The following is a 16770-nucleotide window of genomic DNA, read 5'->3' as shown; positions in this document are numbered from 1 at the left end:
GCCGCCGAGTGGGAATCTCACGACGCTCCGTCGGCGTGTCACGTCGTGAGATTCCCACTCGCGGGGGCTGGAGCGCCCCCGAACGCATTCGACGCCGGGCGGGACGGGTTCCCCGCGCGGCCGGCCGGGTCGCCTAACATCAGGGCTCGTGTCCTCCACCTACGACCAGCCCAAGCAGCGCTATCGGATCGCCCGGCTGATCGCGGTGGTGGCCGGCGTCACCGGCGTGCTGCTGTGCGGCATCACCCCGCTGCTCCCGGTCAAACAGACCACCGCCACCATCGCCTGGCCGCAGGGGCTCAACGCCGACGGCCACGTCAGCGACGTCACCGCTCCCCTGGTGTCCGGTGCGCCGCGCAGCCTGGACATCACCATTCCCTGCTCGGCGATAGCCACCCTGGGCGAAAAGGGCGGCCTGGTGTTGTCGACCGTGCCGGCCGGCGGCGTCGACGCCACCGCGCACGGCCTGTTCGTGCGGGCCAACAAGACGGCAGTGTTCGCCGCCTACCGCGACCACGTGGCCGCGGCCGCCCCCCGCGCCAAGATCGCCGACTGCAGCCAACTGCACCTGTGGGCCAACGCCGGCGAGGTCGGCGCAGATTTCGTCGGGATCCCCGGCGCGGCAGGCACCCTGCCCCCCGAGAACAAACCGCAGGTCGGCGGCGTCTTCACCGAGCTGGAGATCGGCCCGCAGCCCGGCCTGAGCGCCCGCATCGACGTCGACACCCGGTTCATCACCGCACCCACTGCCCTCAAGACCGCGGTCATGGCGCTGGGGGTGCTGGCAGTGCTGGCTGCCATCCTGGCGCTGGCCGTCCTGGACCGCCGCCAGACCCACCGCACCCCGCGCAGCTGGCGGCACTGGCTGCGGGCCAACCCGATCACCTGGCTGGCCGACATCGGCGTACTGGCCACCCTGGCGCTGTGGCACGTCATCGGCGCCATCTCCAGCGACGACGGCTACAACCTCACGATGGCCCGCAACGTCGCGCACGCCGGCTACGTGGCCAACTACTACCGGTTCTTCGGCGCCACCGAGGCCCCGTTCGACTGGTATCCCTCACTGCTCGGCCAGCTGAGCACGATCAGCACCGCCGGGGTGTGGATGCGACTGCCCGCCACACTGGCCGGCATGGCCTGCTGGCTGATCATCAGCCGCCGCATCCTGCCCCGGCTGGGCCGGCTGTCCGGCAACCGGGTGGCGGTGTTCACCGCCGCGGCCATGTTCGCGGCGGCCTGGCTGCCGTTCAACAACGGCCTGCGCCCCGAGCCCCTGATCGCGCTGGGCACTCTGCTGGTCTGGGTGCTGGTGGAACGCACCATCGCCACCCGCCGACTGGTGCCCACCGCGCTGGCGATCGTGGTGGCGGTCTTCACCGTGACGCTGGCGCCGCACGGACTGATCGCACTGGCCCCCCTGCTGACCGGCTCCCGGGCCATCGAGGCGGTGATCCGCAAGCGCCGGGCCACCGACGGCCTGTTCGCACCGCTGGCCGTGCTGGCCGCAGCCGGATCGGTGATCGCTGTGGTGGTCTGCCGGTCTCAGACCCTGGCCGCGGTCGCCGAAGCGGCCCGGATCAAGTACGTGGTCGGTCCGACCATCGCCTGGTACCAGGAGTTCCTGCGGTACTACTTCCTGACCGTCGAGGAGAACGTCGACGCCTCGCTGACCCGCCGGTTCGCCGTGCTGGTGCTGCTGTTCTGCATGTTCGCCATGCTGGTGGTGCTGCTGCGGCGCGGCCGGATCAACGGGGTGGCCAGCGGCCCGGCCTGGCGGCTGATCGGGTCGACCGCCGTCGGCCTGTTGCTGTTGACGTTCACCCCCACCAAGTGGGCGGTGCAGTTCGGCGGGTTCGCCGGGCTCGCCGGTGCGCTGGCGGCGCTCACCGCGTTCACCTTCGCCCGGGTCGGGCTGCACAGCCGACGCAACATGACTCTGTACGTGACCGCGCTGCTGTTCCTGGTGGCCGTGGCGACCTCCGGGGTCAACGGCTGGTTCTACGTCGGCGGCTACGGGGTGCCGTGGTTCGACATCCCACCGGTGATCGCCAGCCGCCCGGTGACGTCGATGTTCCTGGCTGCGTCCATCGCCACCGGCCTGCTGGCCGGCTGGCAGCACTTCCGGCTGGACTACACCGGGCACACCGAGGTGACGCCCAACCGGCGCAACCGGATTCTGGCCTCCACCCCGCTGCTGATCGTCGCGAGCCTGATGGTGCTGCTGATGGTCGGCTCGATGGCCAAGGCCGCCGCCGGGCGCTACCCCGCCTACACCACCGCCAAGGCCAACGCCGACGCGATCACCTCCGGCCTGGCCGGTTGCGCCATGGCCGACGACGTGTTGGCCGAACCCGACGTCAACGCGGGTCTGCTGCAGCCGGTGCCGGGCCAGAAATACACCGAGCTCGGCCCGCTCGGCGGGTCCGACCCCTACGGCTTCGACCCCAACGCCGTCGACGAGGACCTCACCTCGCTGGCCGTGATCGCCAAGCCCGGGGTGCCCAACGCGGACGCCTCCCCCAACAAGCCCAGCGCCAACCAGAGTGACGCGGCGGGCACCGCCGGCGGCAAGATCCCCGACGACGCCCCCGACGGGGTGAACGGTTCCCGGGTGGCGCTGCCGTTCGGCCTGGACCCGGCCGTCACCCCAGTGCTCGGCTCCTACAAGGAGCAGGTCGCGGCGCACGCCACCTCGGTCTGGTACCGACTGCCCGAACCCGACCGCACCGCCACCCGGGCGCCCATCGTCGTCGTCACCGCCGCCGGGGCCATCTGGTCGCACGGCGAGGACGGCAAGCTCGACTACGGCCAGCCGCTGAACCTGGAGTGGGGCACCAGCAACCCCGACGGCACGTTCAAGGCGCTCGGCCAGACCGAACCGATCGACATCGGGCCGCAGAACTCCTGGCGCAACCTGCGGTTCCCGCTCGCGTGGGCGCCGCCGGGCACCGACGTGGTGCGCATCGTCGCCAACGACCCGAACCTGTCCACCGAGCAGTGGATCGCCTTCACCCCGCCGCGGGTGCCGGTGGTGGCGACCATCACCGAGTTGATGGGCTCGCAGACCCCGGTGCTGATGGACATCGCCGTGGCGGCGAACTTCCCGTGCCAGCGGCCGTTCACCGAGCACCTGGGCATCGCCGAGCTGCCGAAGTACCGGATCATGCCGGATCACAAGCAGACCGCGGCGTCGTCCAACCTGTGGCAGTCCGCCGAGGACGGTGGGCCGTTCATGATCACCCAGGCCATGCTCTGGACGACCACCCTGCCGACCTACCTGCGCAATGACTGGTATCGCGACTGGGGTGCGGTCGAGGCCTATCACCGACTGATCCCCGCCAAGGATGCGCCCGACGCCGACATCGAGCAGGGCACCGTCACTGTTACCGGCTGGAGCCGGTCCGGACCGATTCGAGCACTGCCATGACGCCGCCTGTGACCGACCGTGACCTGAAACTGACCCGCTGGGTGGCCGTCGTCGCCGGCCTCGTGGGCTTCCTGCTGTCGGTGGCCACCCCGCTGCTGCCGGTGGTGCAGACCACCGCCACGCTGAACTGGCCGCAGCACGGCGAGCTGGGCAGCGTGACCGCCCCGCTGATCTCGCAGACCCCGATCTCGATGTCGGTGAAGGCGCCGTGCGCGCTGGTGCGCCAGTTGCCCGCCGAGGGCGGCACGCTGCTGGCGACCGCACCGGCCAAGGGCAAGGACGCCGCACTCAACGGGCTGTTCATCACCGTCACCGAGAAGCGGGTGGACGTCACGGACCGCAACGTGGTGCTGGCCACCGCACCGCGGGCCAAGGTGGAAGGGCCCGGCTGCACCGACATCGAGGTCACGTCGTCGCACGCCGGAACGTTCGCCACCATCGGCGGGATCACCCAGCGCTACGGCTGGCCCGACCCGAACCTGCGCCCGCAGATCGTCGGGGTGTTCACCGACCTGGCCGGTCCCGCCCCGGCAGGTCTGGAGTTGACCGCCGACATCGACACCCGGTTCTCCACCAAGCCGACCCCCTTGAAGCGGGCCGCGATCTACGTTGCCATCCTGGCCACCGTGATCGCGGTGCTGGCGCTGTGGCGCCTGGACCGGCTCGACGGCCACCGGATGCACCGGCTGATCCCGAGCCGTTGGCGGTTCTTCTCACTGGCCGACGTGGCGGTGGTGTTCGGGTTCCTGCTCTGGTACGTGATCGGCGCGAACTCCTCCGATGACGGCTACATCCTGGGGATGGCCCGGGTGGCCGATCACGCCGGCTATATGAGCAATTACTTCCGTTGGTTCGGCAGCCCGGAGGACCCGTTCGGCTGGTACTACAACCTGCTGGCGCTGATGACGCACGTCTCCGACGCCAGCATCTGGATCCGGCTGCCGGACCTGGTCGCCGGGCTGGTGTGCTGGCTGCTGCTGAGCCGCGAGGTGCTGCCCCGGTTCGGTCCGGCGGTGGCGGCCAGCAAGCCCGCGCTGTGGGCGGCCGGCCTGGTGCTGCTGGCGGCATGGATGCCGTTCAACAACGGCCTGCGCCCCGAGGGGATCATCGCGGTCGGTGCGCTGATCACCTACGTGCTGGTGGAGCGGGCGATCATCTCCAGCCGGCTGACCCCGGCGGCGCTGGCGATCATCTGTGCGGCCTTCACCCTGGGTATTCAGCCCACCGGCCTGATCGCGGTGGCCGCGCTGCTGGCCGGTGGCCGGCCGCTGCTGCGGATCCTGGTGCGTCGCCACCGCATTCACGGCACCAGGCCGCTGGTGGCGCCGCTGCTGGCCGCCGGTGCGGTGATCCTGACCGTCGTCTTTTCCGACCAGACCATCCGCACCGTGCTGGAAGCCACCCGGGTTCGTACCGCGATCGGCCCCAGCCAGGCCTGGTACACCGAGAACCTGCGCTACTACTACCTGATCCTGCCGACCGTCGACGGCTCGCTGTCGCGGCGGTTCGGTTTCCTGATCTGCGCGCTGTGCCTGTTCACCGCGATGTTCGTCATGTTGCGGCGCAAGCGCGTTGCCGGGGTCGCCAGCGGCCCGGTGTGGCGGTTGATGGGCGTGATCCTGGCGACCATGTTCTCGCTGATGTTCGCGCCCACCAAGTGGGTGCATCACTTCGGCCTGTTCGCCGCGGTGGCCGGGGCAATGGCGGCGCTGACCACGGTGCTGGTATCTCGACAAGTGGTGCGCTGGTCGCGAAACCGGATGGCCTTCGCGGCGGCGGTGCTGTTCATTCTGGCGTTGTGTTTCGCCACCACCAACGGCTGGTGGTACGTCTCCAGCTACGGCGTGCCGTTCAACGCCGACATGCCGCGCATCGGCGGAATCACCGTCAGCACAATTCTGTTCGCCATGTTCGCCGTGGCGGCCGGTTGGGCGGCCTGGCTGCACTTCGCGCCGCGTGATCGCGGCGAGGGCCGGGTGGCCCGGGCGCTGACCGCCGCTCCTATTCCGGTGGCGGCCGGCTTCATGGTGTGCGTGTTCGTCGCCTCGATGGTGGCCGGGGTCATCCGTGAGTACCCGACCTACTCCAACGGCCTGGCCAACGTGCGGGCGTTCGTGGGCGGCTGCGGGCTGGCCGACAACGTACTCGTGGAGCCGGACCCCAATGACGGCGCGCTGACGCCGCTGCCCGGTGAATACGGCGATCTCGGACCGCTGGGCGGGGTGGACCCGGTCGGTTTCACCGCCAGCGGGGTACCGGAGAAGGTGGTCGCCGAGGCGCTGCGGATGCCGATCACCCAGCCCGGCACCGACTACGACTGGGACGCCCCGAAGAAGCTGAAGACGGCTGGGATCAACGGCTCGACCGTCCCGCTGCCCTACGGTCTGGACCCGGCCCGGATTCCGTTGGCGGGCAGCTACAGCACCGACGGCCAGCAGGAGTCCAAGCTGACGTCGGCCTGGTACGCGCTACCCCCCGCTGATGACGGGCACCCGCTGGTGGCGGTGACCGCGGCAGGCACCATCGCCGGCAACAGTGTGCTGAAGGGTTACACCACCGGCCAGGACGTGCAGCTGGAGTACGGGCTGCCCGGTCCCGACGGCGCTCCGGTGGCCGCCGGCCGGCTGGTGCCCTACGACCTGTTCGGCGAGTGGCCGCGGATGTGGCGCAACCTGCGCTACCCGCGGGCCCAGATCCCCGCCCAGGCCGTCGCGGTCCGCATTGTGGCCGTGGACAAGTCGCTGAACCCGCGGGACTGGATCGCGTTCACCCCGCCGCGGCTGCCCGAGGTGAAGACCATCCAGGAGTACATCGGCTCCGACAAGCCGGTGCTGCTGGACTGGGCGGTGGGCCTGGCCTTCCCGTGTCAACACCCGATGCTGCACGCCAACGGCGTTACCGAGGTCCCTCAGTACCGGATCACCCCGGACTACAACGCCAAGAAGCAGGACACCGACACCTGGCAGGACGGAGTCAACGGCGGACTGCTGGGCATCTCCGACATGCTGCTGCGCGCACATGTGATGGCCACCTACCTGAACTACGACTGGGGCCGGGACTGGGGCTCGTTGCGCCAGTTCGACGTGATCACGCCGGCAACGCCCGCGGAGTTGGACCTGGGCAGTGCCACACGTTCGGGCTGGTGGTCACCGGGCCAGATCCGGATCAAGGCGTAATCGGTCTCCCGATCGGGGCCTCCCGCGAGCTGGGGGTACCTCCCGCGAGCGTGCGTGTCTGTACCCCGACACGCCGCGTCAGGCGTCATTCTGTGCACGCTCGCGGGGCCCGTCGGCTTGCCTGGCGATCACAGCCGCCAGCTCACGTTCGAGTTCACCCTGCACTCCGGGGATGCCGGTACCGCGTAGTGAACACCCAAGGGTCTCCGGAAGGAACCGCAGGGCGACCAATCCGAGCACCGCGGCGAGCACCAGATACGCCGCCGGAAAGAGCTGCCACCCGGTGTGCTCGATGACCGAGTCGGCCAACACCGGCGCGGTGCCGCCGAAGACCGCGACGGCCGCGTTGTCGGCGATCGCGAATCCCGCATAGCGCACCTGGGTGGGGAACATGGCCGGAAACGTCGCCGCCACGGTTGCCAACGGCGCTGCGAACAGCACACTGAGCACCGTGAATCCCACCAGCGCGCAGGTGAATCCCTGGCCCATGAGCCAGTACATCGGCAGCGCCAACACGGCGAACCCGATCAAAGAGCCGCGCCACAGCGGTTTTCTACCGATCCGATCCGACCAGGCGCCCGCGAACGGGATGCAGGCCATCATGGCCAACTCCCCGACCAGCACCACCGCCGTCCTGCTGCGCTCGTCCAGGCCGGCCGAGGCGTGCAGGTAGGTCGGCTGGTAGGTCACCAGCGTGTAGTCGATGATGTTCAGCGCGACCAGCAGCGCGAACGTGACCAAGATCGGTCGGGTGTAGTTGGTCAGCAGGTCGACCAGCCGGTCCCAGGCCGATCCCTTGATCGCGTCGCAGGCGACGCACTCGGCGAACACCGGAGTCTCGGGCATCCGACTGCGCAGCACCAGCCCCAGCACACCCAGCGGCAGGGCGAGCAGGAACGGAATACGCCAGCCCCAGGCCGCCATCTGCTCATGGCTGAGCATCGCCTCCAGCGCCAGCACCACGGCGCTGCCGAGGACGAAGCCGCCGACGGCACCGAACTCCAGGAAGCTGCCGTACGTCCCCCGCTTGTCATCGGGTGCGCTCTCAGCCATAAACGTTGCGGCGCCGCCGTATTCGCCGCCGGTGGAGAAGCCCTGCACCACACGCAGGGCGATCAACAGGCCTGGCGCCCACCACCCCGCGCTGGCATAGGTGGGCAGCACGCCGATCAACGTCGTCGCCACCGCGATCAGCAGAATTGTCGCGACCAGGACCGACTTCCGTCCGAACCGGTCTCCGATCGGGCCCCAGATCATGCCCCCCAGCGGTCGCAGCACGAAAGAGACCGCGAAGCCGAGCATGGTTCCGAGATTGCCCAGCGTGTCCGGAAAGAAAGCCTCAGTCAGATACGTGGCGACGACCGCGTAAACGCCGTAGTCATACCATTCGGTCGCGTTGCCGATGGCCGATGCCGCAATTGCTTTGCGTAGCAGCCGCTTACGGTCATCTGGGACACTTCGCGCTTTCCGCGCGACCGGCGCCGACGGCCTCGCCGGCAGCAGTAGACTCATCGCGCCTCGCCGCTAGGGCACACGTCGTCTCCCCCGTCAGGCCTCCGACGGTTCGCACGGCGATCCGGGCAGCCGGAACCACGTTCCGGCCCCGCATGATTGGAACCTCGGCGGCTAGCCCACTATGGGATCGCCTGGGGTAAACGATAATTGGTTTGCAACAGAAGTGACTGGTGTTGCGGAAGCGTTACGCAACACTTACCCGCCCGAGACTAGGAAGCGGCGTCCCAGTAAGCGGGATCCAGGTATTGACCGACCAGCGACTCCCACATCATGTTGGTCAGGCCGTTGAGCATTTCGTCCACCGTCGGGTCGTCGCCGGCAGCGACGCCCACACCGGCCATAGCTGCGAGCAGCCCGTCCAGTGCGGGGTTGTCGAGCACGTCCACTTCCACGTATGTCTTCGGGTCGAGGAGGTCGGAAACGAAAGCGCCCCAGCCGGTCATCGTCGCTTCAACCAGCGCTGTGCCGACCTCGTTCCAGTCGAGGTTCGGCATATCCTCCGTCGCCATGTTCGGGACATCCGCCGGGCCGTCGTTCCACCCGTGATCGATGTTGCCGTAACCCAGGTTCACCAGGATGCGCATGACCGGTTCCAGCAGGTCGTAGATGGGCTTGCCGGTGATCGGGACGAACAGCAGCGGGTACAGCAGCGGAAGGTACTCGCTGGGGATCACGTAGGAGTTGATCATGCTGTCCGGGCTGGACTCCAGCAGGACGGCGTCCGCGATCTGCTCGGGGGTCAAGCCAAGGTACGCAATGTGCTGGATGGCCATGCCCATGATCGCGTTCAGGCTGGACAGCGGGTTGAGGAAGTATTTCGGGAAGTCGGCGTAGCCGTCGTACTCCAAGGTGTAGATGTCGGTGGGGTACAGATCATTCGGGGTCGGGTTGCCCAGGGTGACACCTTGTGACGCCAGGTTGTCAGCGATGCCCGGGTAGTCCGAGAACCCGACGAGCAAGCCGCCGAGGGGGTTTGCCGAATCACCGATCAGCACGAAATGCACCGCCGAACTCGGTACGCCGGCCTCGTCAAGCTGCTGCATGGCCAGTGTCGTGAGGGCGGCGCTCTGCGAGTAACCGAAGACCGTCACCGGGTGGTCCTCGTCCACCTTGCCTTCATCGAGCAGGGTCAGCACTCGGTCGGTCAGAGCCTGCGCGCCCTTGGCCATGGACTCGTCCAGTAAGTAGGCCTCCTGAGGCGTGGTCAGCACCTCGAGCTGGCCGGCGAACCCGTGCGGCTGCAGGAAGAGATCATTCACGGTTTCGGCGTAATGCTCGCTCGGCGTCGGGATCATGCTGGGGCCCATGATCAGCGCGATGCCCGAGTTGGCGAGCGAGCCGCCCTCGGCAGCGGACAGCAGCACTCCGGCATGGTCGGGAGGCGAGGTCAGCGACGTGAGCTGGGGAGCACCGGCGATACCGGCCGCCAAGACGGCGGCGGCCAGCGCAGTTCGCAGGCCTTGCTCGCAGTGACCGGACCGTGCCGCGACTGCATCAAACATCCAGAGTTCCTCGCCAGATTCTCGAGGCCGCACATGAGTGGGCGTTGCCGAACCTGGATGATTTCAATCACACTCTGTTATGTCAAATTCAGGTTCACTAATCCGGAAAAACACCCCCACCAGGAACAAGCCCTTCGAACCCTGAGAACGCGGGTCGGCTAACGTTGCCGCATCCTGAGTCAGGACTTAGCGGCGGCGCGGGACGGCATCGCTCACCACACGAGAAGCACGGGCTAGATGGGCAGCAAGCCGTGCTTGCGCTGCACCTTGGGGAAGTTCTGCTTGTCGCGCAGCAGGCGCAGCGACTTACGCAGCAACAACCGGGTCTCGTGCGGCTGGATCACGGCGTCGATGTAGCCCCGCTCGGCGGCTGTCCACGGGATCGCCATGTTCTCGTTGTAGCCGTCGATGAAGTCCTGCTTGATCTTCTGCACCTCGGGCGCGGTCGGATCCGGGAAGCGTTTCACCAGCAGTTGGGCCGCGCCGTCGGCACCGATCACCGCGATGCGGGCGGTCGGCCAGGCGAAGTTCAGATCCGCGGACAACTGCTTGGAACCCATGACGGCGTAGCCGCCGCCGTAGGCCTTGCGGATGATCACGGTCACCTTCGGCACGTCGGCCTCGACGATGGCATTGAAGAACCGGCCACCGCGCTTGATGATTCCGTTCTTCTCCTCCGATACCCCGGGCATGGCGCCGGGGGTGTCGACGACGAAAACCAGTGGGAGGTTGTAGGAGTCGCAGAAACGGATGAAACTGGCCGCCTTGTCCGAAGCCTCGGTGTCCACGGCCCCGGACATGTACATCGGCTGGTTGGCGATCACCCCGACCGGGTGCCCGTCGACCCGGGCGAACGCGGTGATCATGGCCTGCCCGCGCTGATCGGCGATCTCGAACACGTCACCGTCGTCGAAGATACGCAGCAGGATCTCGTGCATGTCGTAGGCGACGTTGTCGGCGTCCGGAACGATCGCGTCCAACTCCAGGTCGTGCGGAGTGATCTCCGGCTCCAGGCCGGGATTGACGATGGGCGCGTCGTCGAAGTGGTTGGCGGGCAGGAACGACAGGTAGTCGCGCACGTACTGGAACGCCGCCGCCTCGTCGTCGACCACCTTGTGGATGTTGCCGCGCTGCGCCTGGACGTCGGCGCCGCCGAGCTCGTCGAAGCTCACGTCCTCGCCGGTGACGTCCTTGATCACGTCGGGTCCGGTGATGAACATGTAGCCCTGATCGCGCACGGCCACCAAGAGGTCTGTCTGGATCGGCGAATACACCGCTCCCCCAGCACATTTGCCCAAGATGATGGAGATCTCCGGCACCAGGCCGCGCAGCATCTCGTGCCGCCGGCCCAGCTCGGCGTACCAGGCCAGCGACGTCACCGCGTCCTGGATCCGCGCGCCCGCGGAGTCATTGATGCCGATGATCGGGCAGCCGACCATGGCCACCCACTCCATCAGCTTGGCCACCTTGCGGCCGAACATCTCTCCGACCGAGCCCTGGAACACGGTCTGGTCGTGGCTGAACACCCCGACCGGCCGGCCGTTGATCCGGCCATGGCCGGTGACCACGCCGTCGCCGTACAGCGCGTTCGGGTCACCGGGGGTCTTGCACAGCGCACCGATCTCCAAGAAGCTGCCCGGGTCCAGCAGGGCATGAATGCGCTCGCGGGCACTGGGGATGCCCTTCTTCGCGCGCTTGGCGACGGCCGCCTCACCGCCGGGTTCGGATGCCAGCTCCAGCTTTTCGCGGAGCTCGGCCAACAGTTCGGCGGTGGTCTTGTTCGTCACGCGCTCTCACCTTCGGATTGGATCCGGTTGATCGCCTCACTCATATGGGCGCCCACTTTGGCAATGTACGGCTCGTCGATGACCTGGACGTGCTCGCCCCCGATCGGCACGATCTCCAAGTCGGAGATGTATTCGCCCCAGCCGCCGTCCGGCTTGCGGGTCGCGTAGGCGGGCTCGAACACGATGGCGTCATCGTGGTAGCGGTCGGCCATGTACAGCGTGACGTGCCCCTCGTAAGGCTGGATCTCGATGGTGTCCAGGGCCCGGTTGTCCAGGTACGACGTGCGCTGGTGCTCGATGATGCCGCCCGGGATCTGCACCCCGCTTTGCGCGACGACGTCCAGCACGAAACGGACCTGACCCTCGTCGTCGAGCTTTTCCAGTTCCTCGTAGGGGATCTCGGGGACCTCGACGTTGAAGGTGCGCTCGGCAAACCGTGCGTAGCGGTCCCAGCGCGCGCGCATTCCTTCCTTGCTCTGGTCGATCGGCTCACCGGGCAGCACCAGGTCGAGCAGCCCGACGTAACGCACATCGGCGCCGGCCCGCTTCAACCCGATCGCACATGCGTAGGCCAGCGCCCCGCCCAGCGACCACCCCGCCAGCAGGAACGGCCCGTCGTGCAGCTCCAGCAGTTTGGGCACGTACTCGGCGGCGCGCTCCTCGATGGAGCCCTCCACCCGCTCGATCCCGTACACCGGGAGGTCAGCGGGCAATCGCTTCATCAGCGGTTCGTAGACGACGGTCGAGCCACCGGCCGGGTGGAACACGAACAGCGGGATCTTGTTCGAACCTTCGGGCTTCGCGCGCAGCGTGCGGACGAATCCGTCCACCACGCCGTCCTCCAGCTGATCACGGACGATGGTCGCCAGAGCCTCAATGGTGGTCGCCGACTTCACGTCGTCGACCGAGATGATGCCCTCGGCACGCTCGGACAACCGCTCGGCCATCTTGGCCACGGTGTCGTCATCGACGGCGGGCAGTTCGTTGAAGATGCCGCCCGGGGACTTCCCCGTGACAATCGCCCAGGTGGCGAACGTGATTCGCTCGGCGGCGTCACGCGGTGGCACGTCGGCGCCCAACGCCTCGGTGACCGCCTCCTGGGTGAGCACCTTGGCGGCGGCCGCGGCAGCCGTCTTGGTGCTGACACCGCTCGCGTCGACGCCCGGGCCGCTGGGGTCCGTCGGCGGCGGCGGAACCGCCGGGCCGGCCGGGTTGGTCGGCGGCGGCGGGATCGGGATGTCCGAAGCAGGTGGCGCGGCAGCGGCTTCGGCGGCCGGCGCCGGCTCGGCGGCCGGAGCGACTTCCGCACTCGCCGCACCCTTTGCCGCGGCGATCATCGCGGCCTGCTCGGCGGCGATCTCGTCGGCCGTCTGGGTCTGCTGGTGGGCGTGCAGCGCCTCCACCTCGTCGCGGTGCTCGACCGCGTAGCGGATCATCTCCTCGACGTTGTACAGGTTCGCGTCGCGCACCGCGGTCAGCTGGATCGGCGGCATGTCGAAGTCGTACTCGACACGGTTCTTGATCCGCACCGCCATCAGCGAGTCCAGCCCCAGCTCGATCAGCGGCACCTCCCACGGCAGATCCTCGGGCTCGTAGCCCATCGCGCCGCCGACGATCGCACCCAGCCGCTCAGCGACGGTCTCCCCGCTCTCCGGTGACCACTTGGCGAAGCCGGCCGCCAGCCCGGCTCCCGCGGTGAGATTGTCGCTCAGAATCGCGGCGTCGTCGGCCTGCGGCTCCGGTTCGACCGGCGCCGCAACAGATTCCGCCGGCACCGCGGTCCCGGCGCCGACTGCCACCGGCAGGACTCCGGTTGCACCGCCGCGACTCACCAGCGCGTCGTAGACCAGCGTGAACGATTCGCCGATGCGCGAGTGCACCTGCACGGCCGCGCCACCCGGGTGCCGGGTCAGCGTGGTCACCAGCCGGGAACCCTCGCCGGGTACCGCCCGTTGTTCGGAGGCCACCAGGGTCGAATCCGGAATGACTGTTGCGGCAGCGGCTTTCACCAGGGCAGCCAAGTCGGTCTCGCCGCGACCGGCGTACTCGAAGACGTGCCGGCCATCCGGGGTCGCTACGTGCGAGCCGGGCATGACACCGGTGGCATCGCCGGAGAATCGGGCGTCGAGCCAGTGCGGCTTGCGCCTGAACCGCGTCGGCGGGATGTTGGCGAACTCCGCCGGGCTGATCGGCCCCTGCACCTCACGCGGGAACAGCGTGCGGAAGTCGAGGTCGTGGCCGTAGACGTAGAGCTGGGCCATCGCGATGATCATGGCGTCGACGTCGTCGGTCTTGCGGGCCAGCGTTGCGATCAATTGGGCATCGTGGAGCCCGGCGCTGGCCGTCGTCAATCCCACCTGCATGAGCGCCACCGGGTTCGGCGCCAGCTCCAGGAAGGTGGTGTAGCCGTTGTCGACGGCGTTGCGGACCCCGTGGGTGAAGTAGACGCTGTGCCGCATCCCCTTCTTCCAGTAGTCCACATCGTGGATCGGCTCGCCGCCGGGCTTGACGTAGCTGCCCTCGTGCACGGTGGAGAAGATGCCGATGTTCGGGATGTGCGGCTCGATGCCCTGCAGCTCCGCGGAGAATTCGCCCAGCAGCGGGTCCATCTGCGAGGTGTGACCGGCACCCTTGGTCTGCAGCTTGCGGGCGAAGCGGCCCTCGGATTCGGCGCGCGCGACGATCTCGTCGATCTGCTCGGGCGGGCCACCGATCACGGTCTGGCTCGGGGCGGCGTAGACGCACACCTCCAGGCCCGGGAAGTCGGCGAACACCGTCTTGAGTTCCTCGGCGGAGTACTCCACCAGCGCCATGAACCGGATGTACTCGCCGAACAGCATCGCTTCGCCCTCACCCATCAGGTGTGCGCGCGAGCAGATCACCCGGGTGGCGTCGGCCAGCGACAGACCACCGGAGAAGTAGGCCGATGCCGGCTCGCCCAGTGACTGGCCGATGACGGCGGTCGGGCGCGCTCCGTGGTGCTTGAGCACCTCGCCGAGCGCGATCTGGATGGCGAAGATGGCGATGTTGGACGTCTCGATGCCGTAGTCGTGCGAGTCGTCGAGGATCAGCTCCAGCACGGAGTAGCCGCGCTCGTCCTGGACGTGGGCGTCGACCTTTTCGATCCACTCGGCGAAGATCGGGTCGCGCAGGTAGAGGTTCTTGCCCATCTTGCGGTGCTGGGCGCCGAAGCCGGCCATCACCCAGATCGGCCCGTTGGTGACCGGGCCGTCGACGGAGTAGACGTTGGGCTTCTGCTTGCCCTCGGCGACCGCGCGCAGGCCGGCGATGGCCTCGTCGTGGTCGTGTGCCAGCACCACGGCGCGGGAGCGGCCGTGGTTGCGCCGCGACAGCGACCGGCCGATCGACGTCAGCGGGGTGGCCCGGCCCTCTTCGCTGTCGATCCAGTCGGCCAGCTCGGCCGCGGCGGCCTTCTTACGGGAGGTCAGAAATGCCGAGATCGCCAGGGGGATCAGCGGTTGCACAGGCTCTTGCGCCGCCAGCTCGGCCAGCGCTTCGTCGCGTAGCCGCAACGCCTCATCAGTCAGGCCGGGCAGTTCGTACTCGGGTTCGTCGCCGTAGCCGTGCGAACTCTCGGGCGCGATGAACTCGCCGTACTCGTCGAAGCGCGGGGCCTCGTGCTCGATCTCGGGTTCGGAAACCTCTTCGGCGACAGGCGCTTCGGGCTCTTTAGCTTCCTTCTCCACCACGTCGCGCGGCAACACCTCACGCACCACCAGGTGCGCGTTGGCCCCACCGAATCCGAAGCCGGAGACTCCGGCGACCGCATAGCCGCCGTAGCGTGGCCAGTCGCTGACGGTGTCGGCGACCTTCAGGTGGGTGCCGGCGAAGTCGATGTAGGGGTTGGGCCCGGCGTAGTTGATCGACGGCGGGATCTTGTCATGCTGCAACGCCAGCACAACCTTGGCCAGGCTCGCCGCACCGGCTGCCGATTCCAGGTGTCCCACATTGGATTTCACCGCACCCAGCAGGGCGGGCTTGTCAGCGGCACGGCCCCGGCCGACCACCCGGCCCAGCGCCTCGGCCTCGATCGGGTCGCCCAGGATGGTGCCGGTGCCGTGCGCCTCGATGTAGTCGACGGTGCGCGGGTCGATACCGGCGTTCTTGTAGGCCTTGCGCAGCACCGCGGCCTGAGCGTCCGGGTTGGGCGCCAGCAGGCCGTTGGACCGGCCGTCGTGGTTGACCGCGGAGCCGGCGATCACCGCGAGGATCTGGTCGCCGTCGCGGCGCGCGTCGTCGACCCGCTTGAGGATCAGCACGCCGGCGCCTTCGGCACGGGAGTAGCCGTCGGCGTCGGAGGAGAACGACTTGATCCGGCCGTCGGGCGACAGCACCCCGCCGACCTCGTCGAATCCGACCGTCACCAGCGGGGTGACCAGCGCGTTGACGCCGCCGACGACCGCCACGTCGGCCTCGCCGTTGCGCAGCGCCTGCACACCGGCGTGCGCGGCGACCAGTGACGACGAACATGCGGTGTCGACAGTGACCGACGGACCGCGGAAGTCGTAGAAGTAGCTGACCCGGTTGGCGATGATCGAGCTGGAGTTGCCGGTGATGGCGTACGGGTGGGTGATGCTCGGGTCGGACAGCGCCAGGTTCTGGTAGTCGCCATTCGTCGAGCCCATGTAGACCGCGACCGCTTCGCCGCGCAGGCTCGAGGCCGGGATCCGGGCGTGCTCGAGCGCCTCCCAGGTCAACTCCAGCGCCATCCGCTGCTGCGGGTCGACGTTGTCGGCCTCCATCTTCGACAGCGCGAAGAATTCCGCATCGAAGCCTTTGATGTCGGAGAGGTAGCCACCGCGGGTGCGCGCCTTCTTGACCCGCTCGGCAACCCGAGGCTCCTCCATGAACTCCGACCAGCGCCCCTCGGGCAGGTCGGTGATCGCATTGAACCCCGCCAGCAGCTTTTCCCAGGTGTCCTCGGGGGTGTTCATGTCGCCCGGGAATCGGGTGGCCAGGCCGACCACAGCGATGTCGGCGACATCGGCGTCGCGCGACCAGTCCTCGCCGGCCGCGTCGTCCTCCAGCACCGGCTCACCCTCAATGATCACCGTGGCCAGCGCCTCGATCGTCGGGTGCCGGAACGCCACCGTCGCCGACAGCGTGACCCCGGTGAAGTCCTCGATGTCCGACGCCATCGCCACCGCGTCACGCGACGACAGGCCCAGTTCGATCAGCGGAGCGGTCTCGTTGATCTTCTCCGGCGACTGGGAGGTGGCATTGGCCACCCAGTTGCGCAGCCAGGCCCGCATGTCGGCGACGGTCAGGTCGGTGCGGCTGGTGCCGCGCAGGATTGCGTCGTCGCCGTCGCCGGTCATCTGCGGAGCCTCGCTCATCTGGGG

6 protein-coding genes are annotated in these 16770 nt (G+C 68.3%); 2 read left to right on the top strand and 4 right to left on the bottom strand.

Annotated elements, in window-relative coordinates:
• Positions 1–148 precede the first annotated feature (148 nt).
• Together ACJH71_RS03815 and ACJH71_RS03810 are read left to right on the top strand one after the other, a co-directional pair.
• A complete protein-coding gene (locus ACJH71_RS03815; protein WP_406756716.1) occupies positions 149–3427 on the top strand; it encodes an arabinosyltransferase domain-containing protein in 3279 nt (1092 codons plus the stop codon).
• Entirely contained in the window at positions 3424–6603 is a 3180-nt protein-coding gene (locus tag ACJH71_RS03810) for an arabinosyltransferase domain-containing protein (protein ID WP_406756715.1), read from the top strand. Before ACJH71_RS03815 ends, ACJH71_RS03810 begins: the two co-directional genes overlap by 4 nt.
• A 78-nt stretch (positions 6604–6681) precedes the next feature.
• Here the strand turns inward: ACJH71_RS03810 and ACJH71_RS03805 are convergent, their stop codons facing one another.
• From ACJH71_RS03805 to pks13, 4 genes are all read right to left on the bottom strand, one after another.
• Positions 6682–8115 carry an MFS transporter gene (locus ACJH71_RS03805; RefSeq protein WP_406756714.1) on the bottom strand — a complete coding sequence of 478 codons (1434 nt, stop codon included), beginning with the start codon at positions 8113–8115 and terminating at the stop codon, positions 6682–6684.
• 212 nt (positions 8116–8327) lie between these two features.
• Positions 8328–9620, bottom strand: coding sequence for a PE-PPE domain-containing protein (locus tag ACJH71_RS03800; protein ID WP_406756713.1), 1293 nt, complete (start codon positions 9618–9620; stop codon positions 8328–8330).
• A 233-nt stretch (positions 9621–9853) separates the two neighbouring features.
• Complete coding sequence (locus tag ACJH71_RS03795) at positions 9854–11407, bottom strand: acyl-CoA carboxylase subunit beta (RefSeq protein ID WP_406756712.1); 1554 nt, start codon at positions 11405–11407, stop codon at positions 9854–9856.
• On the bottom strand, positions 11404–16746 hold the full coding sequence (gene pks13, locus ACJH71_RS03790; protein ID WP_406756912.1) for a polyketide synthase Pks13: 5343 nt from the start codon (positions 16744–16746) through the stop codon (positions 11404–11406). The genes ACJH71_RS03795 and pks13 overlap by 4 nt, the downstream gene beginning before the upstream one ends.
• Positions 16747–16770 lie beyond the last annotated feature (24 nt).

Source organism: Mycobacterium sp. SMC-15 (assembly GCF_045310925.1).
In the GTDB taxonomy this organism is placed as follows: Bacteria; Actinomycetota; Actinomycetes; order Mycobacteriales; family Mycobacteriaceae; genus Mycobacterium.
This window is presented reverse-complemented; position numbering and strand designations above follow the sequence as displayed.

What these genes read in the sequence shown, in the direction of transcription:
- ACJH71_RS03810 (WP_406756715.1), top strand. Translation starts at nt 3,424, where the DNA reads ATGACGCCGCCTGTGACCGACCGTGACCTGAAACTGACCCGCTGGGTG.
- ACJH71_RS03805 (WP_406756714.1), bottom strand. Translation starts at nt 8,115, where the DNA reads ATGAGTCTACTGCTGCCGGCGAGGCCGTCGGCGCCGGTCGCGCGGAAA.
- ACJH71_RS03800 (WP_406756713.1), bottom strand. Translation starts at nt 9,620, where the DNA reads ATGTTTGATGCAGTCGCGGCACGGTCCGGTCACTGCGAGCAAGGCCTG.
- pks13 (WP_406756912.1), bottom strand. Translation starts at nt 16,746, where the DNA reads ATGACCGGCGACGGCGACGACGCAATCCTGCGCGGCACCAGCCGCACC.